The sequence below is a fragment of the Candidatus Omnitrophota bacterium genome, from assembly GCA_023819145.1.
In the GTDB taxonomy this organism is placed as follows: Bacteria; Omnitrophota; Gorgyraeia; order DTHP01; family DTHP01; genus JBFWKV01.
In genome coordinates this window covers 126,842-153,274 of record JAMWCW010000002.1, presented here as the reverse complement: position 1 = coordinate 153,274, position 26,433 = coordinate 126,842, and the positions used below count along the sequence as shown (strand labels likewise).

At 36.6% G+C, this 26,433-nt stretch carries 23 protein-coding genes; all 23 read left to right on the top strand.

Annotation, left to right across the window (positions count from 1 at the left end):
* The first annotated feature begins 46 nt into the window (after positions 1–46).
* The 23 genes from NC818_01700 (at position 47) to NC818_01590 (ending at position 26,432) form a co-directional block, all read left to right on the top strand.
* Positions 47–841: a tetratricopeptide repeat protein gene (locus NC818_01700; GenBank protein ID MCM8783483.1), complete on the top strand. Its 795-nt coding sequence runs from the start codon at positions 47–49 to the stop codon at positions 839–841.
* Between the two features lie 33 nt (positions 842–874).
* Positions 875–1,675 carry a tetratricopeptide repeat protein gene (locus NC818_01695; GenBank protein MCM8783482.1) on the top strand — a complete coding sequence of 267 codons (801 nt, stop codon included), beginning with the start codon at positions 875–877 and terminating at the stop codon, positions 1,673–1,675.
* A 77-nt stretch (positions 1,676–1,752) separates the two neighbouring features.
* Positions 1,753–4,365 carry a DNA polymerase I gene (gene polA / locus NC818_01690; protein ID MCM8783481.1) on the top strand — a complete coding sequence of 871 codons (2,613 nt, stop codon included), beginning with the start codon at positions 1,753–1,755 and terminating at the stop codon, positions 4,363–4,365.
* 28 nt (positions 4,366–4,393) lie between these two features.
* A complete protein-coding gene (glgA, locus tag NC818_01685) occupies positions 4,394–5,806 on the top strand; it encodes a glycogen synthase GlgA (protein MCM8783480.1) in 1,413 nt (470 codons plus the stop codon).
* Positions 5,807–5,823: 17 nt separating this feature from the next.
* Positions 5,824–6,429, top strand: coding sequence for a dephospho-CoA kinase (gene coaE, locus NC818_01680; GenBank protein ID MCM8783479.1), 606 nt, complete (start codon positions 5,824–5,826; stop codon positions 6,427–6,429).
* A gap of 23 nt (positions 6,430–6,452) precedes the next feature.
* Complete coding sequence (rho, locus tag NC818_01675; GenBank protein MCM8783478.1) at positions 6,453–7,715, top strand: transcription termination factor Rho; 1,263 nt, start codon at positions 6,453–6,455, stop codon at positions 7,713–7,715.
* A gap of 92 nt (positions 7,716–7,807) precedes the next feature.
* Positions 7,808–8,335 (top strand): DUF4416 family protein, encoded by a 528-nt coding sequence (locus NC818_01670; protein MCM8783477.1) that lies wholly within the window; start codon positions 7,808–7,810, stop codon positions 8,333–8,335.
* A 92-nt stretch (positions 8,336–8,427) separates the two neighbouring features.
* Positions 8,428–9,615 carry a tryptophan synthase subunit beta gene (gene trpB, locus NC818_01665; protein MCM8783476.1) on the top strand — a complete coding sequence of 396 codons (1,188 nt, stop codon included), beginning with the start codon at positions 8,428–8,430 and terminating at the stop codon, positions 9,613–9,615.
* Positions 9,616–9,805: 190 nt separating this feature from the next.
* Positions 9,806–10,594: a tryptophan synthase subunit alpha gene (trpA, locus tag NC818_01660; protein ID MCM8783475.1), complete on the top strand. Its 789-nt coding sequence runs from the start codon at positions 9,806–9,808 to the stop codon at positions 10,592–10,594.
* Between the two features lie 21 nt (positions 10,595–10,615).
* On the top strand, positions 10,616–11,722 hold the full coding sequence (locus NC818_01655; protein MCM8783474.1) for a sugar phosphate nucleotidyltransferase: 1,107 nt from the start codon (positions 10,616–10,618) through the stop codon (positions 11,720–11,722).
* A 36-nt stretch (positions 11,723–11,758) separates the two neighbouring features.
* Complete coding sequence (gene ruvX, locus NC818_01650; protein ID MCM8783473.1) at positions 11,759–12,190, top strand: Holliday junction resolvase RuvX; 432 nt, start codon at positions 11,759–11,761, stop codon at positions 12,188–12,190.
* 31 nt (positions 12,191–12,221) lie between these two features.
* Entirely contained in the window at positions 12,222–13,496 is a 1,275-nt protein-coding gene (locus tag NC818_01645) for an insulinase family protein (GenBank protein MCM8783472.1), read from the top strand.
* Positions 13,497–13,520: 24 nt separating this feature from the next.
* Positions 13,521–14,570, top strand: a complete 1,050-nt coding sequence (locus NC818_01640) for a site-2 protease family protein (protein MCM8783471.1) — start codon at positions 13,521–13,523, stop codon at positions 14,568–14,570.
* A gap of 45 nt (positions 14,571–14,615) precedes the next feature.
* Entirely contained in the window at positions 14,616–16,037 is a 1,422-nt protein-coding gene (locus NC818_01635; protein MCM8783470.1) for a phosphoglucomutase/phosphomannomutase family protein, read from the top strand.
* Between the two features lie 74 nt (positions 16,038–16,111).
* Positions 16,112–17,908 carry a translation elongation factor 4 gene (lepA, locus tag NC818_01630; GenBank protein MCM8783469.1) on the top strand — a complete coding sequence of 599 codons (1,797 nt, stop codon included), beginning with the start codon at positions 16,112–16,114 and terminating at the stop codon, positions 17,906–17,908.
* A gap of 14 nt (positions 17,909–17,922) precedes the next feature.
* Positions 17,923–18,948 carry a PAC2 family protein gene (locus NC818_01625; protein ID MCM8783468.1) on the top strand — a complete coding sequence of 342 codons (1,026 nt, stop codon included), beginning with the start codon at positions 17,923–17,925 and terminating at the stop codon, positions 18,946–18,948.
* 46 nt (positions 18,949–18,994) lie between these two features.
* Positions 18,995–19,276 carry an integration host factor subunit beta gene (locus tag NC818_01620; GenBank protein MCM8783467.1) on the top strand — a complete coding sequence of 94 codons (282 nt, stop codon included), beginning with the start codon at positions 18,995–18,997 and terminating at the stop codon, positions 19,274–19,276.
* A gap of 108 nt (positions 19,277–19,384) precedes the next feature.
* A complete protein-coding gene (gene hisS, locus NC818_01615) occupies positions 19,385–20,665 on the top strand; it encodes a histidine--tRNA ligase (protein MCM8783466.1) in 1,281 nt (426 codons plus the stop codon).
* A 90-nt stretch (positions 20,666–20,755) separates the two neighbouring features.
* Positions 20,756–22,150, top strand: coding sequence for an aspartate--tRNA ligase (gene aspS / locus NC818_01610; GenBank protein MCM8783465.1), 1,395 nt, complete (start codon positions 20,756–20,758; stop codon positions 22,148–22,150).
* Between the two features lie 18 nt (positions 22,151–22,168).
* Entirely contained in the window at positions 22,169–23,128 is a 960-nt protein-coding gene (locus tag NC818_01605) for a PhoH family protein (protein ID MCM8783464.1), read from the top strand.
* A complete protein-coding gene (locus tag NC818_01600; GenBank protein ID MCM8783463.1) occupies positions 23,125–25,329 on the top strand; it encodes an HDIG domain-containing protein in 2,205 nt (734 codons plus the stop codon). The genes NC818_01605 and NC818_01600 overlap by 4 nt, the downstream gene beginning before the upstream one ends.
* Positions 25,298–25,744 carry an rRNA maturation RNase YbeY gene (ybeY, locus tag NC818_01595; GenBank protein ID MCM8783462.1) on the top strand — a complete coding sequence of 149 codons (447 nt, stop codon included), beginning with the start codon at positions 25,298–25,300 and terminating at the stop codon, positions 25,742–25,744. Before NC818_01600 ends, ybeY begins: the two co-directional genes overlap by 32 nt.
* Positions 25,734–26,432 carry a diacylglycerol kinase gene (locus NC818_01590; protein ID MCM8783461.1) on the top strand — a complete coding sequence of 233 codons (699 nt, stop codon included), beginning with the start codon at positions 25,734–25,736 and terminating at the stop codon, positions 26,430–26,432. The genes ybeY and NC818_01590 overlap by 11 nt, the downstream gene beginning before the upstream one ends.
* Position 26,433: the final 1 nt, after the last annotated feature.

Below are 26,433 nucleotides of genomic sequence, written 5' to 3'. Positions count from 1 at the left end.
TTACTTGACATCTAAATTCTATTTGTGATAATATTTTGCAACAGAGATGTGCAGAAGGAGAGTTTGTGTTTTAATAGTTTTATTTTTATTATTTCTTTCTTGGTCCATCCCTTTATACGCCGAGGAGAGTTTCTTCTCTGAAGAGGTCAAGGAGTATCGTAAGGCAGGTTATAAGGCTTACAGAGAAGGCAATTTAGATAAGGCATATCAGTTTTTTAAAAAAGCAGTTCTTCTAGACCCAGAGAATTCTCTTTTACATAATGACCTGGGTATAGTTTACGAAAGGCGGGGGTTGAAAGAATTAGCCATAAAAGAATATCTGGAGGCAATAAGAATTAACCCCCAGTATCCTGCACCTTACATGAATCTCGCCCTTTTGTACCGTGAGTTAGGAGAAATAGAGAAGGTAATATTTTATTTAAAAGAAAGAGTGAAGTTAGGAAAAAGCAGAGACCCTTGGTATAAAAAAGCTTTGGCGATGTTAAAAAGCTATGAAGAAAATGTTCTTTTTGTCGAGGAGAAGAATGAAGAACCTATGGTCGTTGCTGGCGAAGAGCTTTTAAATAAAACCCCAAAAACTTTTTTATTAGAGAAAGATGAGAAAATGCGTCGAGAAGAAACTTTTGAAACAAATGAGGTAAATGAAGTTGAAAAAATATATCAGGAAGGGAAAAATGCTCTTTCCGGAGGTAATTTTGGTTTGGCGGTTGAGAAGATAAATCAACTCCTTATGCTTAATCCTTTATACAAAGCAACTGAGGAAGTTTTGATAAATGTAGAAAAAGACCGATTGATGCAAGAGACACGGGAGGAAGAACCTATTGTATTATACATTCCCTGATTTAAATATCCATTTCTAAAAAGAATGGGAGAGATGTTCAGGAAATTAAGAGAATATAGATTACTTTTTGTGTTAACAGTGGGAATGCTCTTCTGTGCGAGTCTCTGTCAGGCTCAAGTTCTTCAAAAAGAGGCAGTAGAATATCGTAACCGTGGTTATACTGCTCAACAGAGCGGGGATATTGAAACTGCACTTGTCTACTATCAGAAGGCGGTCTCTCTTGACCCTTATTATGCGGTTGCCTATAATGATTTGGGGATAATTTATGAGATTAAGGGATATGTAGATAAAGCCGAAGCCGCTTATCTTAAAGCCGTCTCCATTAATCCTAATTTTGCTGAAGCGCATTCTAATCTTGCCTTTTTCTACGAAGCAAGAAAAAAATATGATAAAGCGGTAGCCCATTGGGCGAGGAGGATTGAATTGGGTAATAAAGATGATTTCTGGACCCAGAAATGTTGGGAGAAGATGTGGCAGTATGCTCCAGATAAAGCAAAAGAATTAGAAGCAAGACTCCTTGCTCAGGAAGTAGCGATTCAAATGGAAAAAGATAAGGAAGTGCGGATAGTTAAAGCAAAAAGGTTATACCAAGAAGCAATGGTATTTTACAATAAAAGAGATTATTTACAGGCACTTCCTCTTTTCCAAGAAGCTTATGAGCTTTTACCCAACGACCCAGAACTTTCCCAGATGTATCAGGAAGTTTTTGCTAAAACCCGAGAGATGAATATCTGTCTTCACTTTGAACAGGCAATGACCTATTATCGGCAAGGAAATTACGCTCTTGCAAAAGAGGAATTTGAAAAAATCCTTGGGCTCATTCCCCAACAATAGAAAAATACCCATTAAGCATCAATTCACAATAATTGCATAAATTCCTTGTTCATTCAAGACCATAATACTTATTATTAATGGAAAAAGAAAGGTTATTTATTCTTGATGGAAACTCTTTTTGTTATCGCGCATATTATGCCATAAAAGGACTTTCTACCTCTAAAGGTATGCCGACAAATGCAATTTATGGTTTTGTTAACATGTTGAATAAAATAATCAGGGAAGAAAAACCTCAATACTTAGCAGTGGCTTTTGATATGAAAGGTCCAACCTTTAGGCATAAATTATTTGAAGATTACAAAATTAAACGACCGCCTATGCCCAATGACCTGGTGGAGCAGTTGGTTATCATAAAAGATATAGTACAGGCATATAACATTCCTATTTTTGAAAAAGAAGGATACGAAGCAGACGATATTATTGCAACTATCGTGAATAAATTAAAAAATAACCCGCTTCTTATTTTTATAGTTACTGCGGATAAAGACGTGTTGCAACTGGTGGAAAATGGAATCTGTGTTTACAACCCTTACAGTAAAGATAATCCGATTTATGACCTTAAATATGTACACGAGAAATTTGGAATTATGCCTCAATTTATACCTGATTTTCTTGCCTTAACCGGTGATGATACCGATAACATTCCTGGGATTAAGGGAATTGGGGAAAAAACCGCAAGGCAACTTTTGGATAAATTTCATTCCCTCGATAATCTTCTTTCTCAAAGCAATAAGATAGCTAATGATATTCTGCGTAAAACAATAGAAACTGAGAGAGAAAGAATCGTTTTAAACAGGAAGCTTGCTCTTTTAAATAGAGACGTTCCTTTAGAATTCAACTTTGAAGAAATGAGGGTAAGTTCCCCCGATAAAAATAGACTCTTATGTATTTTTAAAGAATTGGAGTTTAAAAATTTACTTAAGGAATTAATAAAAGATGAAGTCCATAAACCAGAAGCAGAGATTTTGGAAATAACAGATAGAAAAGGTTGGAATTCTTATTTGAATATTATCAGAGAAAAAGGAAAATTCTCCTTTATCCTGGATATGGAAGAGCATTCTGTTTTGGGTGGCGTCTATGTTTATTATGGAGAAAAGATATTATTTATAAATCTAGATAAGAAAAATTCAGAGCTTACCATTGAAGATATTTCTTGTATTTTTTCCGATGCTTCTTTAGTTAAGATATGTCATGATTTAAAACGAATAAAACCCTCTCTTGAGGGAAACGGTATTTTGATAAAAGGTTATGTGTTTGATATTATGCTTGCGAGTTATCTTTTGAACCCTTCAGCTAGTGATTACACAGTTGAAAATATTGCTTTAGATTATTTAAATGTTTTGCCTCCTTTGGCTTCGCAAAAATTTTCAGAAGGAATTTATAGCAAGGAAACAACAAAGATTATCTTTGCACTTTTTGGTATATTAGAACAACAACTTAAAGAAAAACAGCTTTTAGACCTTTATTTAAACCTGGAACTTCCCCTTGTAGATGTTTTGTGTTCTATGGAGAATAAAGGAGTTTTTATAGACCTTAATTTCTTGCAGAATCTTTCCCAGGATTTAAGGAAAAGAATTGAAGAAATAAAAAGAGAAATTTTTCACATTGCGGATGAGGAATTTAATCTTGATTCTCATTTGCAGTTACGTAAGATTCTTTTCGAAAAGCTTAAACTTCCGGTAATAAAAAGAGTTAAAACTGGCCCTTCTACCGATGAAGAAGTTTTGGTTAAGTTGTCTGATACTCATCGGCTTCCCCAGTTAATTTTAGAATACAGAGAGGTTGCCAAGTTGAAATCGACCTATGTAGATGGTTTTTTCGCCTCCATAAACCCCAAGACGGGCAGAATACATTCTAACTTTAGCCAAATAAATACTGAAACAGGGAGATTGAGTTCGAGTAACCCTAACTTACAGAATATTCCTATAAAAACCGATTTTGGTCGCCAGATTCGCAGAGCGATAACAGTTCCGGACAAGGAATATTTGCTTCTGTCTGCAGACTATTCTCAGATAGAATTGAGAATCTTAGCGCATCTTTCAGGGGACAAAACCTTGGTAGATGCTTTTAATAATGGAGTAGATATCCATACTCATACTGCTTCCACTATTTTTTCTCTTCCCATGGATAAAATTACTTCCCAGATGCGTAGTTTTGCTAAGACAATCAATTTTGGGATTTTGTATGGGATGAGTCCTTTTGGGTTAGCTAAAGAATTGAACATCGACTTAAAGGAATCAGAGCGTTTTATAGAAGCATATTTTATGCGTTATGCAGGGGTAAAATCCTACATAGAAGAGAAAATTAAAGAGGCGCGGGATAAGGGCTATGTAACAACCATGCTTAATCGGAGAAGGTATATTCCGTATATCAATAGTCCAAATCAAACCTTGAGACAGCTATCAGAAAGGATAGCGATTAACACTCCTGTTCAGGGTTCAGCGGCAGATATTATTAAGTTAGCGATGTATAGAATATATAAAGAAATTTCTAATCGTGGGTTAGAAGCATCTATCATCTTACAGATACATGATGAACTTCTTTTTGAATTCCATCAAAGATTTATCGTTGATTTGTTAGAAATAGTTAGAAAAGAGATGGAAAATGTGATAAAATTAAACATTCCCTTAAAAGTCAGTATGAAAACTGGTCATAACTGGTTAGAGATGCAAGAACTGAATATTCATTAGGAGTTAAGAAGAAAGAAAGGAGGACAAATTGGCAGAAAGTCTAAAAGTTTTGTATGTGGCAAGTGAAGTAGAACCTTTTGCTAAGACAGGAGGATTGGCAGATGTAGCCGGTTCTTTACCTATTGCGATGGGAAAATTAGGGGTGGATATAAGGGTGGTTATGCCCCGTTATAAGAACATGAAGGCAAATGGTAATAAAGGTTTTCTGAGTAATAATGTGATAGTCTATTTTGTTAATCACCGTGAATATTTTAATAGAGATTATCTTTACGGAACTTCTGAAGGTGATTATCCTGACAACTTGGATAGATTTGCGTATTTTTCCAAAGAAATATTTAATATCGCTAAAGAAAACAACTTTGCTCCGGACATAATCCACTGTAACGATTGGCAGACTGCACTGGTTCCGGTCTATTTAAGAACCATTTTTAAAGAAGACCCTTTCTTTAAAAATACTAAAACAATTTTTACTATTCACAACCTTGCTTACCAAGGTATTTTTCCTAAAGAGCAATTTCCTCGTACCGGTTTAGACTGGTCTTTCTTTAATATAGATGGTTTTGAATTCTACGATAAAGTAAATATTATGAAAGGTGGTATAATATTTTCTGACTTTATTACTACAGTAAGTCCTACTTATAGTAAGGAGATACAGACAAAAGAATTCGGTTGTGGTTTAGATGGACTCCTTGCCAAAAGGAAAGATAATTTAGTAGGCATACTTAACGGTATTGATTATAGCATTTGGAATCCTCTTAAAGATACGGTTATACCCTGTAGATATTCTTATAACACCATTCAGAATAAATATGTAAACAAGGAGTATCTTCAGTTAGAAGCGGGTTTGGAGATTAATAAGGATGTTCCTCTTTTAGGGATTATAACTCGTTTGGCTGACCAAAAAGGTTTAGATATTTTGGCTCCGATAATTGAAACTCTCTGTAAGATGGATTTACAATTTATCCTTTTGGGAACGGGCGATAAAGTCTATCATGATCTTTTTGAACAGATTAAAGCCAGATATCCTCGCAAAACATCCATAAATTTAAAATTTGATGCTGACTTAGCAAGAAAGATTTATGCAAGTTCTGATATCTTTCTTATGCCTTCTCGCTTTGAGCCCTGTGGTTTGGGACAGATGATAAGTTTAAAATATGGGACAATTCCCGTGGTAAGGAAAACCGGTGGTTTGGCAGATACGATTATTGACTATGAGCCTCGTTCAGATACAGGTAACGGCTTTACTTTTACTACCTACAGTTCTGTAAGTTTGTTAGAAGCGATAAAACGCACGCTGTCAGTATACAAAGATAAGAAAGCATGGATGCGGTTAGTAAAGAGAGCAATGGATTCAGATTTCTCTTGGAAGGTTTCAGCCCAAAAATATTTAAAACTCTATCGCAATGTTTTAGCATTAACTAATTCCCTCCTTCCGATTTAAGAAATCTTTTTGTCTTTATGATAATTGTGGGAGTCACAGGGAATACCGGCTCAGGTAAAAGTACCGTAGCAAATTTTTTATCACGTCGAGGCGCAAAGGTTATTGATGCAGATAAAATTACCCATCGTTTACTCAATCTGAATACCACCGTTGGTAAAAAAATTCTTAAAGGTTTTGGCAACGATGTGCTAGCTTCTACAGGTTTAATAGACCGTAAAAAATTAGCCAAAATTTGTTTTAGTAATTTTAGAAACTGGCGCCTTCTATGCAAGATTGTCCATCCGGAAGTTTTAAAGATTATAAAGAAAGAGATTAAGAAGGCGCGTAGGCAGGGTTTAGAGTTTTTAGTGATAGATGCTCCTTTGCTTATAGAAAGTGGGTTGGACAAGCTGGTTAATTATGTGATATTAACGAAGGCAAATTTAAAGCAGGCTTGTCAAAGGGCACATTTAAAACTGGGTCTTTCAGAAGAAGAGTTTAAAAGAAGAGTTAAGTTTCAATTGTCTTTCCAAGAGAAATTTCCCAAGTCGGATTTTGTTGTAGACAACACTAAAACCTTAAATTTTACAGAAAGGCAGGTAGATGAGATATGGAAAAGAATAATCAGCAATCAGAGCAAATGAATGAAACAAATAAATCAGAGAGACTGGATATTGCGCGGCTTAAAGATATGAAGATTTCTGAATTAAATAAGTTAGCCAAGGATCTAAATGTTAATGGCGTTAGTGGTTTGAAGAAGCAAGACCTTATTTTTAAAATCCTACAGGGGCAGGCGGAAAGGGAAGGATTTATGTTTGGTGAAGGGGTTCTGGAAGTCCTTCAGGAAGGGTTTGGTTTCTTGCGAAGTCCGAATTATAACTATCTACCTTCACCCGATGACATATATGTTTCTCCTTCACAAATAAGGAAATTTGATTTAAAAACAGGAGACATTGTAAGCGGACAGATTAGACCTCCTAAAGAAGGCGAACGCTATTTTGCCCTGCTTAAGGTAGAGGCAATAAATCTCGGAAATCCCGAGGAAAGAAAGGATAAGATATTTTTTGATAATTTAACCCCTCTCTATCCCCAGAAAAGAATTATTTTAGAAAATGCTTCTGATGAAATCTCCACCAGGATTATTGATTTACTTGCACCCATTGGAATGGGGCAGAGGGGTTTGATTGTTGCTCCTCCTTATAGTGGTAAGACCATTCTTTTGCAAAAGATCGCTAATAGTATTACTAAAAACTATCCAGACATTGTTCTCATTATTCTGCTTATTGATGAACGTCCAGAGGAAGTAACCGATATGCAACGTTCGGTTAAAGCCGAGGTGATCTCTTCAACATTTGACGAACCGGCAGAGAGGCATATTCAGGTAGCAGAGATAGTCTTGGAAAAAGCCAAGAGGTTAGTAGAAAACAAAAGAGACGTTGTAATTCTTTTGGATAGTATGACTCGTTTAGCACGCGCCTATAATACCGTTGCACCTCATAGCGGAAGGGTTCTTTCTGGAGGTATTGATGCCACTGCGCTCATTAAACCGAAACGCTTCTTTGGTTCGGCGCGGTGTGTAGAAGAAGGAGGGAGTCTTACAATTATTGCTACCGCCCTGGTAGATACAGGTAGCCGTATGGATGATGTTATCTTTGAAGAATTTAAGGGGACCGGAAATATGGAACTTCAGCTAAATAGGGAACTTTTCCAGAAGAAGATATATCCTGCAATAGATATCAGTAAATCTGCTACACGAAGAGAGGAATTAATTCTTGACCCGGAAGAATTAAAACGGATGTGGATTTTAAGAAAAGCCTTGCACACCCTTAATCCTGAAGAAGCAATGCAATTTCTTATTTCTAAACTTTCCAAAACCAAGACCAATGCCGAGTTCCTTATGAGCATAAGAACAGAGGATTTTGAAATTTAGAAAAATTAGATTTAAATAAAAAATGCGTTTTGGTCTTTTTATTTTTTATAAGAATTGCATAATAAAAAGATGGTTAATTACCTTAGGGATTAATGGGAAAGGTTTATAATCCAAAACCTGTAAAATTAATTATGGGGATGATTTCCTCCAAAATTGAGCTTTTTGATAAAATAAAGAATGTCTTAGAACAGAAATTTGGTAAAGTGGATTTAGAAAGTGATATTTTCCCCTTTAATAAAACTGATTATTACGAACAAGAAATGGGTAAGGATTTGAAACGCAAATTCTTATCTTTCAAAAAATTGATTAGCCCGGATAAGATTGCAAGAATTAAGATTTTTACCAATAAATTAGAAAAAAGGTTTGCTTTAAACGATAGACGCCAAATTAATTTAGACCCTGGTTATCTCACTGATTCTAAGCTTGTGCTTGCTACGACTAAAAATTATTACCATCGGATTTATTTAGAAAAGGGGATATATGCAGAAGTTACACTCTATTTTAAAAAAGAAAGTTTTTGCTATTTTGAGACGACTTATCCGGACTATCGCACTTTCCCATATATTGATTTTTTCAATACAGTGAGGAAAATATATCTCGGGGAAGTTAAAGATAGTTAAATAGTTAAATAGTTGAATAGAGTATTAGAAAAATTTATTTAACCTTTCAAATAAATTACCATTTAAACAAATCCCGAACGGAGTAAAGGAAGATGTTACCCGATAAGAAGGGATATTTTGGAGATTTTGGGGGAAGATTTATTCCCGAGACGCTTGTTTTTGCCTTAGAAGAACTTGAACATGCCTACAGTAAAGCGAAGGTAGAAAAAGAATTTCAAAGGGAATTAAGTTATTATTTGCGTGAATATGCTGGACGTCCTACTCCTCTTTATTTTGCTAAAAATTTGACAAAATTTTTAGGAGGGGGGAAGATATATTTAAAAAGAGAAGATCTTTTGCATACTGGTGCGCATAAGATAAATAATACTCTGGGGCAAGCTTTACTTACTTTACGCATGGGGAAAAAACGAATTATTGCCGAAACCGGTGCAGGACAGCATGGCGTAGCGGTTGCGACAGTGGCTAGTTTGTTTGGTTTAAAAGGTGTAATTTATATGGGAGAGGAAGACATAAAAAGACAGGCATTGAATGTTTTTCGCATGGAACTTTTAGGGGCAGAAGTAATACCTGTAAGCACCGGAAGCAAAACTTTAAAAGATGCTATAAATGAAGCGTTGAGAGACTGGGTAGGCAATGTGAGAAATACTCATTATTGTTTAGGTTCGGTAGTAGGGCCACACCCTTTCCCAATGATGGTTAGAGATTTTCAGTCGGTAATTGGCAGAGAAACCAAAAAGCAAATTCTGGAGAAAGAGAAGAGGCTTCCTGATTATCTCATTGCCTGTGTAGGTGGGGGAAGTAATGCTATTGGGATATTTTACCCTTTTTTTAAGGATAAACAAGTTAAGTTCATCGGTATAGAAGCAGGAGGTTTAGGACTCTCTTCAGGAAAGCACGCTGCTACTTTAGAGAAAGGGGAGGTAGGGATATTGCACGGAAGTAAAAGTTTTTTTCTTCAGGATAAATCAGGGCAGATTAAATTGGCTCATTCTGTTTCCGCCGGCTTGGATTATCCCGGAGTGGGACCGGAGCATGCTTATTATAAAAAGATTGGTCGGGCGAAATATATTGCGGTTACCGATAGGGAAGCTCTGTTAGGCTTTAAAATGCTTTCAGAAACCGAGGGCATAATTCCTGCTTTGGAACCGGCCCATGCTATCTATTATGCTTCAAAATTGGCCCCTAAGTTGTCAAAAAAAGAGATAATTGTCATTTGTCTTTCGGGAAGGGGGGACAAAGATGTGGAAATAGTATCTAAGATAAGCTCAAATATCACTTAAGATTGTGGTAAGTAACTATCAAAATAATAATGGAAAGCTTAGGATTAAATCATAGATTCAAAAATTCACATTTGCAAAGTATTAATTTCCTAACATCCAAAAATTTTTGTTTTGTGTTATGAGTTTATTTATGGTTTAGAGTTTTAATTTTGAGAGGTAATTTTTATTTTTGCATTTTTTAATTTGTTATATGAATCGCATTGAAATTAAATTCAAGAATTTGAAAGAAAATGGAGAGAAGGCGTTTATTGCGTATATTATGGCAGGGGATCCAGATTTAGAAACAACCTACAATTTAGTTTTAGAATTAGAAGCCTCTGGAGTAGATATTGTGGAATTAGGGGTTCCTTTTTCTGACCCTGTAGCTGATGGGCCAATCATTCAAAAAGCAGGATTACGGGCATTAAGAAAGGGAATAAATTTATCCCATATTCTAAACTTAGTTTCTAAGTTACGCAAAAAAACAGAGATTCCCATTATTTTGATGAGCTATTTTAATATTATTTTTCATCAGAGGATAGAAAGATTCGTCAAAGAATCAAAAAGTAACGGGGTAGATGGCGTAATTATTCCTGACCTTATTCCTGAAGAGGCAAACGATTTGCTAAAGGTAGCTAAAAGATGTGATTTTTATCCCATCTTTTTGGCTTCGCCCACTTCTAATTCAGAAAGGTTAAAAAAAATCGTTAGAGCTTCAGAGGGCTTTATCTATTATGTCTCTTTGACAGGAGTAACGGGTATAAGGGAGATGCTTCCTTTGGGATTAAAGAAGGAAGTTCTGAATGTTAAAAAATTTACCTCTAAACCGCTATGTGTAGGATTTGGAATTTCCCATCCCCAGCAGGTAAGGAAAGTTTTAGAATTTAGTGATGGGGTAGTTGTAGGCAGTGCTATTGTGAGTATTATTGAGAAGAATTTAGGAAAATCTTTCCTCGTAAGTAAAGTGGGAGCTTTCGTGAAATTAATGCTCAACAAATAAACTATCGAATAATTAATTACTATGTTTTCTAATTTTCATGTTCTAATCCTTGCAGGGGGAAGAGGAATAAGGCTTTGGCCAAAATCAAATAAAAAATTTCCTAAGCATACGCTTTCTTTGAATTTCCGATATTCTTTATTACAGAACACCTATAAACGTTTACAGGGTTTTATTCCCGAGGAAAATATTTTCGTAATTACTTTAGAAGAACAGGCTAAAAAAATAAAAAAACAGCTACCTTCCCTGCATAAAGAGAATTTAATCATTGAACCAGAGGGGAAAAACACCCTCCCCGCTATATTGTTAGGAACAATTTGGATAAAAAGAAGATTTCCCCAGGCAATAATCGCGGTTTTACCATCAGACCATTTCATTAAGCCAAAAAGAAATTTTTTAAACGTCCTTAGGAAAGCCAAGGAAGTTGTAGAAAGAAAAGATTGTATACTTACCTTGGGAATAAAACCCAATTATCCTAATACAGACTACGGATACATAAAAATAAAATCAAAAATTAAAGAACTTGCCCAGCATGGTAAAGAGGAATTAGAAATTTACAAGGTAGAAAAATTTATTGAGAAGCCCTCTTTAGAAAGAGCTATTATTTTCTCTAAAGACAAAAAATTCTTTTGGAATTTGGGGATATTTGTTTTTGGAGCAGATAAGATTCTAAAAGAAACAGAAGAATTTTCCCCTCTGGTATACAAAGAGTTTAGTTATTTGGCAAAATTCGCTAATCAGAAAAAATTTAATTTATTACTTAAGTGCATCTACAAGAAAGTCACCTCCATTTCTATAGATAAGGCAATTATAGAAAAATCCCCTTCTGTTTATATGCTCAAGGCAAATTTTTCTTGGCTCGATTTGGGAAGCTGGGAGTCTTTGGCAAGCGTTTTAAGAAAAGATAGAACTGGTAATGTCTGTTTAGGTGAAAATTTTTTGTATAAAACAAAAGATTCAATAATTATCAACGAAGATAAAGGACATCTTGTCGCTACTTTGGGTTTAGATAATCTGATAATTATACACACTCCGGATGTAAGTTTAATTTGCCCCAAATTTAAAACTAAGGATTTAAGAAAGATGGTTCATCTTTTAGAGAGAAATCAAAGAATTAGAGAATACATTTAATTTTACATTGCATTTTGTTTAGTTTTGCGTATATTTATGGGGAGAATTCTGGGGATTGATTTCGGAGAAAGGCGGATGGGTTTAGCGATAAGCGATGAGTTAAAGATTACTGCCCAAGGGATTAATGTTTGGGAAACCAGGAATCAAGATGAGGATCTCTTATTCTTAAAGAGTATAATTAAAAATTATGGCGTAGATAAAATTGTCATCGGGATACCTTTAGATAAATATGGAAAATCAACACAATCTTCGTCGGTATCAGAGTTTATCAATATTTTGCGAAAGAATCTTAATTTACCTATAGAAACCTGGGATGAAAGGTTTACAACATTAGAAGCAGAGAGAATGCTTATCCAGGCAGATGTTAAAAGGAAAAAAAGAAGGCAGGTAATAGATAAAATTTCTGCCCAGATAATATTACAGAGTTACCTTGATTATAATGCAAATATAAAGAATCATAATGAATAACGCATTTTGGTTTTAGCAAATTAATTTACCTATGGCGGCTTACACAAAGATAGAGTTGGAAAATGGGTTGAAAGTTGCCTGTCTCCCTATGCCTAATATGGAATCAGTTTCACTGGGCATCTGGCTTAACGCTGGTGGGAGATATGAAGAAGAATCGCTTTCCGGTGTTTCTCATTTTTTGGAACATCTTGTTTTTCGGGGAACTAAAAAAAGAACTGCGCGTCAGATAAAAGAGTCCATCGAAGGCATCGGAGGCATGCTTAACGCCTTTACCGCAGAAGAAATGACTTGTTATTTTGTGAAGATTCCTTCACGCTATTTAAAATTATCTTTAGATGTGCTTTCGGACATGGTCCTCAGTGCCCGCTTAGATTCAAATGATATAGAAAAGGAAAGGACGGTGATTTTAGAGGAGATAAAGATGTATATGGATTTACCAATGCATTATGTTCAGGAACTGCTTAGTCAACTCCTTTGGCCAAAGCATCCTTTGGGAATGTTCTTGTGCGGGACATTCGAGACTATTTCCACGATGAAAAGAGAAGATATTGTTTCTTATCGGGACAGATTTTATCAGCCCCAGCACATAAATGTGGTTGCTTGTGGAAATCTGGAGAAAGATAAATTTCTTGAATTGGCTAAAAAAATATTTTCTCGAATTAGAAGGGGGGCAAAGATTAATTTTAAAAAAGCAGGGCTAAAACAAAATGGCGTTCAGACAAATTTTACAGAAAAAGATACCGAACAGACTCATGTTGCCTTGGGGGTCCACGGATTACCACGTGGACATCGGGATAGGCATGCACTTACTCTTCTGCATATTATCTTAGGAGCAAATATGTCTTCTCGTCTTTTTCAAGAAGTTAGAGAAAAGAGAGGTTTGGCTTATGAGATTGGGACACATTTGAAAAAGTTTCAGGATACAGGAGCATTCATTGTCAATGCGGGAGTTGAGCATAAAAAAACAAGCCAAGCGATACAGGTAATTATTCAGGAGTTAGTAAAGATAAAAAATAAACCGGTTACTCAAAGTGAATTCAAACGTGCTAAAGAATATTTTACGGGACAATTTTTGTTGGCTTTGGAAGAGACAATGGAACACATGCTTTGGTTAGGAGAGAATGTGGCGATGATGGATAAGGTCTATACTCCCAGTGAGGTTCTGAGAGAATTAAACCGTGTAAATATGGATGACCTTCAACGGGTGGCAAGTAGTATTTTTAAAACAAACGGACTTAATCTGGCACTCATCGGACCGATTTCCGATAAAGATAGAAAAGATATAGTAGAAGCTTTAGTTCTTTAAATACCATATTTATGGGGATAGAAGATGAAAGGTTCAGTGCGTTTATTTAAAATCTTGGGTATAAATCTCGAAATTCATATTACTTTTTTGCTTCTTCCTCTTATCTTTGGCCTTAGTTATGGTTTAAGGGGGATATTTATTATTTTCTTTGTATTTCTCTGTGTTACGGTACATGAGCTTATGCACAGTATCCAGGCAAAGAGGTTTGGGATTAAAGTAGATAATATTATCCTCATGCCTATCGGAGGGGTGGCAGCGATGCGTAAGATGCCAGAGAACCCCCGTGAAGAGTTTATTGTAGCAATATCCGGTCCGCTCTTTAACATCATTTTTGCGCTGGTTTTATTTATTCCTCTGTATAAAATTCTTGGCCCCGAATATTTTTTTACTCCTTCTTTAAATACCTGGCCACAAACCTTTGCCTATGCTTTTTGGATTAATCCCTTGCTGGCATTTTTTAATCTCCTTCCTGCTTTTCCCATGGATGGAGGAAGGGTTTTAAGAGCTTTTCTTGCACAGAGGATGAGTTATCAAAAAGCTACGCGTATAGCAGTTCAATTGGGACATTTTTTTGCTGTTTTGTTTATCTTTTTAGGAATCAGATATAATCATCTTCTTCTCATCGTTATTGCTTTTTTTGTTTATTTTGCTGCTTCTCAGGAAGGAGCACAGGTGGATTTGAGAATGGTTCTAAAGAGGTTTTTTGCTCGGGATATTTTGAACCCCAATTTTATAACCATTTCTCCCCAAACAACCATAAATGAGATTTTAGGGTTAATTTTTCATACTCATCAGGAAGATTTTCCTGTAGTAGATGATTATAGGCTTGTAGGTTTTTTGCCGCGGGGAGAAATAATCTCTGTTTTGCATCAACGCGGAAAAGAGGTTTTAGCCGGTGAAATAATGTGGCATGATTTTCCTCTCGTTAGCCCCGATAATACTCTATACGAGGTTCACAATAAATTAGAACTCTCGGGATTAAGAGCCATTCCGGTGGTAAAAGAAGGAAGACTATTGGGTATTATCAGCGTAGAGGATATAGGAAGAATTTATGGATTAGTGGTTAACAAATAAAATTATAAATTTAAGTTTCAGAACAAAATAAGGAGGTCAAAAGGAATGATTAAGTTTGGAACTGATGGCTGGAGGGCGGTTATTTCTGATGATTTTACTTTTGAAAATGTTGTCCTTGTTTCCCAGGCAATAGCCGATTACTTTAATAAAAGAGCGCAACTGTCCCAGAGAAAAGATGCACCCGAGATAGTGGTAGGTTACGATACGCGTTTTCTTTCCGAAAGTTATGCCCAGATGGTTGCTGAAGTTCTTAGTGGTAATGGAATTAAAGTCTATCTTATTAATAAGCCAAGTCCCACACCGATGGTTTGTTTCTTTATTAAAAAGCACAAACTGTCAGGAGGTATAATTATTACTGCCAGTCACAATCCTCCTCAATATAACGGAATAAAAATAAAAATGGATTATGCAGGTCCTGCGGAACCAGAGGTTACAAAGGAGATTGAGTCTTTTATCGGCCAAAGTAAGATTAGGCGAATTAATCAAAAGGAAGCTATAGAAAAAAAACTCCTTGAACTAATTGACCCTTCTCAAGAGTATGTAAAATTTTTACGCAGTTATTTAAATCTTTCACTCTTAAGACGCAGAAGTTACCGTATTCTTGTAGATGTAATGTATGGAACCGGAGATGACTTTATCCCGCGGATTTTAAAAGGGACAAAGTGCAAGGTAACGCTTTTACACCAAGAGAGAAATCCGCTCTTTGGGGGGATAAATCCAGAGCCAATACCTAAAAATATGAAAGAAGTGGTTGAAAAGATGAAAAAAGGGAAATTTGACCTGGCGATTGTTAATGATGGAGACGCAGATCGTGTTTCCTGTGTTCGTCCCGACGGTAGAATAATTAATGCAGGAGGAGTGCTTGCTTTGATTATTTTACATCTTTTGGAAGATAGAAAGTGGCTTGGAGGAGTGGTTAAGACTATCTCTAATACTACTTTAATCAATAAAATTGCTCAAAAATATAATCTTAAGTTGTATGAAACAGCAGTCGGTTTTAAATATGTTGCAAAGATTATGCGGGAAGAAGATATTTTGGCCGGGGGGGAGGAATCTGGAGGAATTGGAGTAAAACACTACCTTCCAGAAAGAGATGGGATGCTTACGGGATTGCTTATTCTGGAAATGATGGCTTATCGGAGGAAGTCTATAATCGAGATAATGAACGATATAGATAGGGAATTTGGTAAGTTCTATTATGTTCGCGAAGATATACATTATCCCCAAGAGCTTAAAAATAAATTATTCTTAGTATTAAAAGAAAAACCCTTTGAAAACATTCTCGGTAAAAAGGTTTTAGAAGTAAAGGATTTTGATGGAATAAAATTTATTTCTGCTGACGAAAGCTGGCTACTCTTTAGGCTTTCAGGAACTGAACCTATTTTAAGGATATATGCAGAAGCCCATACACAGAAAAGAGCAGATATGTTACTTAAATTCGGCAAGGAATTCGCCTTGAACCTCTAAACATTTTGCAGTGGGGTTGTCTGGTTTTTAAATAAGGCCACAAACCTAACGAGCTTAACGAGTAAAACGAAATAATGAATATTTCTTTAATCCGCAACTTCTGTATCATTGCTCACATTGACCATGGTAAATCTACTTTGGCGGATAGATTTCTTCTCCATACAGGAGCAATTAATGAAAGAGAATTTCATAATCAGATGCTTGATGATATGGAGTTGGAACAGGAGAGAGGTATTACTATTAAAGCTTCCGCAGTAAGAATTAACTACAAATCTAAGGATGGCAACACCTATTGTCTTAATTTAATTGATACTCCCGGCCATGTCGATTTTTCTTTTGAAGTAGCCAAAAGTCTATCCGCCTGTGAAGGAGCAATATTGGTAATAGATGCTGTCCAGGGAGTAGAAGCACAGACCGTTGCCAATCTTTATCTTGCCCTCGAACATCATTTAAAGATTATTCCCGTGATAAATAAAATAGATCTGAGCAATGCCGAACCGGTTAAAGTAGAAGAACAAATTCGTAAGATTTTAAATTTAAAAGAAGAGCCGATAACCTTTGCTTCTGCCAAAGAAGGTATTGGTGTAGAGGAAATTCTTGAACGCATTGTTAGAGAAATTTCTCCCCCCACAGGGGATAAGAATTCTCCTCTTCAGGCATTGATTTTTGATTCTTCTTTTGATAATTATAAAGGAGTGGTAGTTTATGTACGTTTGGTTAACGGCTTTCTCAAGAAGGGGATGAAGGTGATGTTGATGGGAACAGGTAAGATTTACGAGGTTCAAGAGGTAGGCGTGTTTCAGCCTCGCCCCGTGAGCGTGGAGGAATTATCCGCGGGGGAAGTGGGCTATTTCACCGCTAATATCCGTCAGCCTAAAGAAATAAATGCAGGTGAAACAGTTACTTATGTAGATTTTCCTGCAAAAGAACCTTTGCCTGGATATCGCAGTATGCATCCGATGGTATATTGTGGAATTTATCCAGTTAATCCCAAAGATTTTCCTCTTCTTCGTGAAGCGGTGGAAAAGTTGAAATTGAACGATGCCAGTTTTATTTTTGAACCAGAATCTTCTTCTTCCCTTGGTCCGGGTTTTCGTTGTGGTTTCTTAGGTTTACTGCATATGGAAATAGTCCAGGAACGTTTAGAACGGGAATATGGTTTGAATTTAATTCTTACCACTCCTTCAGTAAAGTATAAAATAAAAACCCGCAAAGCGGAAATTATGGAAGTGGATAATCCTTCACTTTTCCCGTCTTCCGTGAATATTGCCGAGATTTATGAACCATATGTTAAAGCGCATCTTATTATTCCCCAAGATTTTTTAGGGTCCATAATGGAATTTGCTCTTTCTCGTAGGGGAATTTATAAATCCACAGAGTACTTAGGTGATGGGAGGTGTAGGTTGGTTTATGAAATTCCCCTTTCTGAAATAATTGTGGATTTTTACGACAAAATAAAGTCTATGACCCGTGGCTATGGTTCTCTTGACTATGAGTTCACTGATTATCGTGCTACCGAACTGGTGAAGTTGGATGTTCTTGTTAATGGTAAACCCTGCGATGCGCTTTCCAGTCTGGTGCATAAAGATAAAGCCCAGTTAAAGGCGCGTAATCTTGTAACCCTTCTTCGGCAGCTTATTCCCCGTCAATTATTTGAGGTGGTGATTCAGGCTGCCATTGGTAGCCATGTGGTGGCAAAAGAACGGATTCCCCCTTTACGTAAGGATGTAACTGCTAAATGTTATGGCGGAGACATAACCCGTAAAAGAAAGCTCTGGGAGAAACAAAAAGAAGGCAAAAAGCGCTTGAAACAATTTGGAAACATCGAGATTCCGCAGGAGGCTTTTATGGCGGTATTGAAACTGACATAAGTCTATTGACAGGAATGAGAAAAAATAATATACTACATAAAAAAGAGATGAAGAAGACAAAGTTACATAAGGACATAGTCTTACATAAAAAGCCTGTTTTGGAAAGCCCTTTTCTTATTGCCTCTTGGCCGGGTATGGGTGAGGTAGCGATTAAGGCAGCGCATTTTCTAAAAGATAAACTGAAGGCAGAAGATTTTGGGATGATTCTTCCCAAGAACTATTTTAATCCCATTGGAGCCTGGGTAGAAGGGGGGAGAATACAACCGACACAGCTTCCTCAGTCGCGTTTTTACTATTGGAAGAATCCTAAGAAAACAAATGACTTAATATTCTTTCTCTGTGAAGCACAGCCTTCTTTAGAAAAAGGTTATGCCTTTGCTGAACGTGTTGTTGAGTTGGCTAAAGAGTTTGCAGTCAAGCGTATTTTTACCTTTGCTGCTCTTCCCCAACCGATAGACCATACTCAGGAACCCGAGGTCTGGGTGACCGCTACTTCTCAGGCAATATTAGAGGAATTTAAAGATTATAAAGTAAAGTTTATGAATTCCGGCCAGATTGCTGGGCTTAATGGGCTTCTTCTCTCTGTGGCAAAGGATAAAAGCGTGGAAGGATTATGCCTTTTGGGTGAAATACCTCTTTACACTATTCAATTAGAAAATCCGAAGTCAAGTCTGGCCATTTTGGAAGTAATGCAGGAAGTTCTTGATATAGAAATAGATTTGAATGAACTCGCCGGTCGTGCAAGGTCTATGGAAGAGGAAATTGATAAACTGGTGGAATATTTGAAAACAGGAATGACCGGTGTTGAAGGTATTACAGATGAGGATATCGAGAAACTTAAAAAGGGGCTTTCTTCCTTAACCAAACTTCCCAAATCTGCGCAGGAGAAGATCGAACGCCTTTTTGAAGAGGCAAAAAAAGATATTTCTAAAGCAAATGAATTAAAGAAAGAACTTGACCGTTGGAATGTTTATAAGGAATACGAAGACAGATTCCTTGATTTGTTTAAGAAACCGGGCAGAAAAGAAGAAAACGCTTGACAATTTAGGTCGATTATTTTAAAATAATTTAAAACAAGGAGGAGAAATGACTCTTACTAAGAAAGACATTGTGTTAAAAATTGCCCAAGATACGGGTGTAAAACAGGTTGCGGTTAAAAAAATCGTGCAGAGAACCTTAGATATGATTGTGGATGCTCTCGCTAAGGGAGAGAAAGTGGAATTGAGGAATTTTGGAGTTTTCAAGGTTAAATCTCGTCGTCCCCGCACAGGAAGAAATCCGCGCACCGGAGTAACCGTTCCTGTACCTCAACGCAAAGTTGCGGTATTTAAAGCAGGAAGGGTTATGAAACAGCGTCTTAAAGGATAGATAGTTTTAAAGCTAGAGTTGGCTTTTTTAAAGATATTTTAAGCAACCCCCTATACTCGTTGGGGGTTTTTATTGCATCTTATTTTATAATAAGATATAATAAAAAAAATGGAAAAATTTACCTACAGAGCACTACGGGGGACAAAAGATATTCTTCCTCCCCAAAGTTTTCTCTGGCGCACTTTAGAGAAGAAAGCGGAAGATATTTTTTCTTTTTATAATTATAAAGAAATCCGCACTCCCATCTTGGAAGAAGTGAAACTTTTTGTGCGTTCAGTAGGTAAGACTACCGATATCGTTAGAAAAGAGATGTTTTCCTTTCGTGACCGCGGTGGGAGGGAAGTTTGTTTACGTCCAGAAGCAACCGCATCCGCGGTAAGAGCTTTCTTGGAAAACAATATTCATCTCTCAGAATCATTAGCTAAATTTTATTATATTGGCCCGATGTTTAGAGCAGAACGTCCCCAGGCGGGAAGGCTACGTCAATTTCATCAAATCGGGGTAGAAGTAATAGGTTCTTACAGTTATGTTGTGGATGCAGAGGTTATTATCCTCTTAGTAAAAATGGTTAAGGAATTTGGTTTGGAGGATTATTTACTAAAGATAAACAGTTTAGGATGCGAAAGGGATAAAGCAAATATTACTAAACAATACCAAAAAGTCCTTGGTAAGCAGAAAAATAGACTATGTTTACTTTGTAAAGAGAGAGTTAAGGTTAATGTCTTAAGAGTGCTTGATTGTAAAGAAGCCAAATGCCAGGAGACCGTTAAATCTTTACCCTCAACCCTTGATTTAATTTGTGGAGATTGCAAAAAACATTTTGAGTCTTTACTGAATACACTTTCTTCTTCGGGTATAAATTATGAAATTCAGCCTCGTATTGTGCGCGGTCTCGATTATTATACCCGTACTGTATTTGAATTAGTTTCTAAACTTCTGGGTTCTCAAGATGCTTTAGCCGCAGGCGGACGTTACGATAATCTCGTTGAGGGTTTAGGTGGTCCATCTTTAGGAGCAGTAGGCTTTGCTTTGGGAATGGAAAGAGCAATACTTGCTTTGGAAAAGACTGGAAAATTTAATATAGCAGATAGTCCTCTTGATGTTTTTTTAATTACTTTAGGAGAAGAGGCAGAGCGCTTTGGTTTTTTACTTATGAGAGATTTAAGAGAAAAAGGAATCTTTATTGATATGGATTATACAGAGAAATCTCTCAAAGCGAAAATGCGCAAAGCAGACAGGCTTAAAGCCAGATTTGTTTTGATTATTGGAGAAGACGAAATTAAAAAAGGTGAGTATATTCTACGCGATATGGTTTCAAGCCAACAGACTTTTCTTAAAAAAGAAAATATAAGAGAGGAATTAGCAAAGAGGTTGAATTCAAATATTTAACCTAAAAATATTGGAATCACGAGGCGCATTGTATTAAGCAAAGGTCAAATATCAAAAATCAAATAGCAAATTTAAAATTTTGAGGCAGATATGTATCGGACACATCACTGTGGTGAACTGAATCTAACCGCGGTAGATAAAGAGGTGATGCTTTGTGGCTGGGTTGCTTCTCGGCGTGACCACGGAAACATCATCTTTATAGACTTGCGTGACCGCGAAGGCATTACGCAGTTAGTTTTTCATCCTCAGACCAATAAAGATGCTTATCAGAAGGCTAAGGATTTACGTAGCGAATATATTATTCAAATCAAAGGAAGGGTGCAGAAGAGGCCCAAAGGGACAGAAAATCCCCGTTTACAGACTGGAGAGATCGAGGTAGCAGTTTCCTACTTAGAAATCATTAATTCTTCGCTTACCCCTCCATTTGAAATCTCCGATGAATTTACTGTTACTCCTTCGGAGGAATTAAGACTTACTTATCGCTTTCTTGATTTGCGAAGAAAGCAGATGCAAACAGCATTAATTCTGCGGCACAAAATATGTAAAGGTTTTCGCGATTTTCTCGATGCAGAAAATTTTATAGAGGTAGAAACGCCAATGCTTACAAAATCTACTCCCGAGGGTGCACGTGATTTTCTTGTTCCTTCACGTCTAAATCCCGGGAGTTTTTACGCCTTGCCTCAATCGCCCCAATTATTCAAACAGATTCTTATGGTTGCGGGTTTGGAAAAATATTTTCAGATTGTTCGTTGTTTTCGTGATGAGGATTTGCGGGCAGACCGTCAGCCTGAGTTTACACAGTTAGATATAGAGATGTCCTTTGTTGAAGAAGAAATAATTTTTCAACTTGTAGAAAGAATGTTTAAGTTTGTCTGGGAGAAAGTTCTAAAAAAGAATTTATCCATACCATTTCCACGTTTGTCCTATGAAGAAGCAATGGATAAATACCATACTGACAAACCTGATATAAGAGATAAAAAAGAAGGTTTTTCTTTTGTGTGGATTATTGATTTTCCTCTTTTTAAATACAATGATACAGAAAAACGCTGGGATTCCGAACACCATCCCTTTACTTCACCCCGCGAAGAAGACATTCCTTATTTAGGAAGTGACCTAGGGCGGGTTAAAGCTCGTTCCTATGACCTTGTAATAAATGGAGTAGAAATAGGTAGTGGAAGCATCCGTATCCATAAAAGAGAACTCCAGCAAAAAATTTTCAATATGCTGGGTATTTCACCAGAAGAAGCGGAGAGAAGATTCGGTTTTCTACTTAAAGCATTTGAGTATGGAGCTCCCCCTCATGGAGGCATTGCTTTTGGAATAGATCGCCTGCTCTCCATTATTCTTGACCGAGAGAGTATTCGGGATACTATTGCTTTTCCTAAAACCCAGAAAGGCGTTTGTCCTCTGACTTTAGCCCCTGATGAAGTTTCCGAGGCACAACTTAAGGAGTTGGGAATAAAGAGAGTTTTGCCCAAGATTTAGAATTTTTCATATATTTCTATGGAGAAGAATATTCAATTTCAAAACATTCAGGAAGCACAGGCTATCTTTGGTAAGTATGACGAGAACATAAAACTCATCGAGGGTTCTTTGAATGTGAGAATAATTGGTAGAGGAGAGTCTGTCAATATTGTAGGGGAAGAACAGGAGATTAAAAAAGCGCTCAGTTTATTTGAAGAACTTTTAGCAGTAGTGCGCAAAGGAGGGATAATTAGAAAACATGAAATAATTTTTTCTCTTCGAGCAGTAAAAGAGGGAAAATCCACGCAAATACAGGATATCTATCTTGACCGTATAGAGGTTTCTTCGAAACGCAGATACATAACTCCCCAGACTAAAGGTCAGAAGGAATATATTGATGCCATCAGGCAACACGACATTGTTTTCTGTATTGGGCCTGCCGGAACAGGAAAAACTTACTTAGCAATGGCTATGGCGGTAAGTTCTTTGCAGAATCAGGATGTTTCGCGCATTATTCTTGTCCGTCCCGCGGTAGAAGCAGGAGAATCTTTGGGATATCTGCCAGGAGATATGTATGAGAAGGTCAGTCCTTATCTCAGACCGCTTTATGATGCCCTTTACGACATGATGGAAGTGGAAAAGATTGAACGTTATATAGAACGGGGAATAATTGAAGTAGTTCCTCTGGCTTATATGCGGGGTAGGACTCTGAATGATTCTTTTATTATTCTTGATGAAGCACAGAATTCCACCCCAGAGCAGATGAAGATGTTTCTTACGCGTTTAGGGTTTGATTCCAAAGCAGTGATTACCGGAGATATTACACAATCAGACCTTCCCACCGGCAAAGAATCGGGATTAATCCAGGCTCAGCATGTCTTGAAAGAGATTGAGGGAATTAGCTTCGTTGTTCTTACAGACGAAGATGTGGTTAGACACGAACTGGTTCAAGAAATAATTAAGGCGTATGCCAGGTTTGATTCATCTAAAAACGTATGAAAAGACTTACTGTTAAGAAAAGTATTTTTTCCAAATTTTTAGAAAGGTATCTTCGTGCTTTTTTGAGTGCATTATTTTTTGTTGCCTTTATTTTGATTTTTTATTCACCTCAAGAGCATTTTGGAAAAGGGTTTAAGGAAGGAGGAATTGCTCCCTATGACCTCTATTCTCCATTGGACATTATAGTTAAAACGGAGATTGACCAAGAAAAGTTAAGGTTAGATAAACAAAAAGCCAGAGAAGGTGTTCTGGAGGTATATGATTATGATGCCAGTAAAACAGAAGATAGGATAAAACTTGCAAAAGATTTTCTTAACCAGATAGCGATTATAAGAACATCTTCCGAAGAATCTCTTCCAAACGATGCCGAAATTTCCCGCCGTTTTTCTGTATCTTTGAATTTGGTAAGAAATCTTATAGAGATAGATAATTTCAATCAAATAGAGAAATCTTTTTTGGAATTGTTAGAGCAGTTTTTCCCCCAACCCCTCATTCCTTATTCCGTTAAACAAGAGTTGTTAAAAGACAATAAGTCCAAGATTCTTATAAGGGATGTGGGGATAAATACTATTACCGAAACCGGCGTTATCTCTATTTCAACCCCTGAAGAAATTAACGCAAGAATGGGAGAGTATTTAGAGAAAAGGGAGCCAGGTTTAATAAAGGCTAAAGGTTATTTAGAGGAACTTCTTAAGTTGGTTATTCAGCCGAATATTTCCTATAATCGTGATATTACGTCGAGATTTAAGACAGAAGCAGAAGAGCGTGTTCGTCCTTTTTATAAAGAGGTTGATATTAAAAAGAATGAATTAATTTTATCCAAGGGGCAGAGGATTACTCCCAAAGAAATAATGATTATAGAACAGGTTAATAAGGAATTGGGCAACATTAATCTTATTTACGACATTGTAAGCGTCGGCATTATTGTTTTGCTTTTGTTTATTCTTGGGGGGCTGTATCTCCGTCGTTACGAACCTTTGATATATGCAAATCTTAATGAGTTATTTTTTATAGAGGTTTTAGTTTTGCTTGCCATTTTGTTAACCCGTATGGTGTACGACAAAGGGCTTTCCCCGCTTTTAACCCCCATTCCTGTAGTAGCCATGCTTATAAGCCTTCTATTATCGGGGAGGGTAGCGATTAAGGTAAACATACTGGTGAGCATTATGATTGTTTTTATTCTTGATTTAAATTTTAAATATACACTGATTTTTCTTGTGGGTGGCATAGGAGGGGCTTTCTTGGTAGAGAAGGCGAGAAGGCGTTCTCATGTTTTAAAAGGAGGTTTGGGAATAGGTCTATTGCAGTTTATTTCTATTTTTGCTTTAGGTGTTTTAGAACAGTTTAATCTTTACGATTTAATAAAAGAAGCAGGTTTGGGATTGCTTAATGGGATTATTTCGGCATTTATTGTTTTAGGAAGTCTTCCCCTTTTTGAATTCTTCTTCCGTCTCATTTCTAATATTACTCTTCTGGAATTATCAGATACAAACCATCCTATTTTAAAAGACTTGATTCTCAAGGCTCCGGGAACCTACCATCACAGTCTTATTGTTGGTAATCTTGCCGAAACAGCCTGTGAAGCTATAGGTGCCAATTCGCTTCTTGCCCGCGTGGGAGCATATTATCACGATATAGGGAAAATAGAAAAAGCAGAATATTTTAATGAGAATCAACCTCATCCGTATTCTAATAAACATACGAAACTCACGCCGGAATTAAGCAGCATGGTTATTATTAACCATGTTAAGGATGGCTTGGAGAAGGCAAGAAGGCATAAATTAAATCACAGAGTTGTTGACTTTATTGCCCAGCATCATGGAACGAGCAAGGTTTACTATTTTTATCAGCGGGCAATTTTGAGAGGAGAAGAAGAAAAAGAGATTGATGAAACACGTTTTCGTTACCCCGGACCACTTCCTCAGACTAATGAGACAGCGATAGTTCTTCTTGCTGACTCAGTAGAAGCAGCGTCTCGTGCTCTCGACGAACCAAATCCTGCCAGTATTCGTAATCTGGTAAAAAAAATCTTGAATGATAAATTTGTCGAAGGTCAACTTAATGAATGCAATCTCACGTTGCGCGACCTAAATAAGATCAGCGAATGTTTTATCAAAGTATTATTAGGAATATTTCATACAAGAATAAAATATCCCGAAGTAGTTCAAAATGGAAATAAAGGTAGTAAAAACAATAAATAAAAGACTTCCGTTTTCGGTTTCAGAAGTAGAGGAAAAAACGCTTAAAGTTTTAGATTTGTTAAAAATAAAAGACGGGGTTTTGGATGTAGTTTTAGTAAGTGATGTTTTTATAAGACGCCTCAATCGCCGTTTTTTAAAAAAGAACAATTATACCGATGTGCTTGCTTTTGGTGAAGCTTTTGATAACCAGGGGCATAAACGGAAAAATATTTTTGGAGAAGTGATTATTTCTGTAGACGCTGCTAAGCGTTTTGCTAAAAGATATGGGCAAAGAACAGAGAGAGAATTTTACCTATATTTAATTCACGGCATATTGCATCTTTTAGGATATAATGACCATACGTTAAAACAGCGTAAAACAATGGAAGAACTACAAAACGTTCTTCTCTCCCGTATTATACCTAATGAGAAATAGTAATTTAATCGAAAGTTTTAATCGGGCTATAGAAGGGTTTTTACATACCTTGCGGTTTCAACGCAATATGCGCATACATTTTATAGTTGCGGGTTTAGTCGTTGTTTCTGCATTATACTTAGATTTTACTCGTTTGGAGTTGGCCTTGCTTGTAACTATTGTAACTTTTGTGCTTTTTGCTGAGATGTTAAATACAATTGTAGAATCATTACTGGACATATATAAAAAAGATTCCGACAACTTAATAAAGACGATTAAGGACATATCTGCTGGTTCAGTTTTATTAGCTTCAATTTTGGCGGTAGGAGTAGGTTATCTTCTTTTCTTTAACCGCGTCCATTTACCCTTAGATTCTGTTCTGGTAAGGATAAAACAATCAGAATGGCATATTAGTCTTATTATCTTAATTCTGCTGTTCTTTTTGGTTGTAACTATAAAATACTATTTTCGGCGTGGAAGTCCTTTGCGAGGAGGGATACCCTCCGGGCACAGTGCTTTTGCTTTCTCGGTCTGGACGATTACTTTTCTTTTGCAAAAGAACAATATAGTGAATTTTCTGGTTTTTCTTCTGGCAGTCCTTATTGCGCGGAGTAGAATAAAAACAGGTATTCACAATATTTACGAAACAGTTATAGGGGCAATTTTGGGAATTGTAATTACCATTTTGATTTATCAATTAATGACTTAAA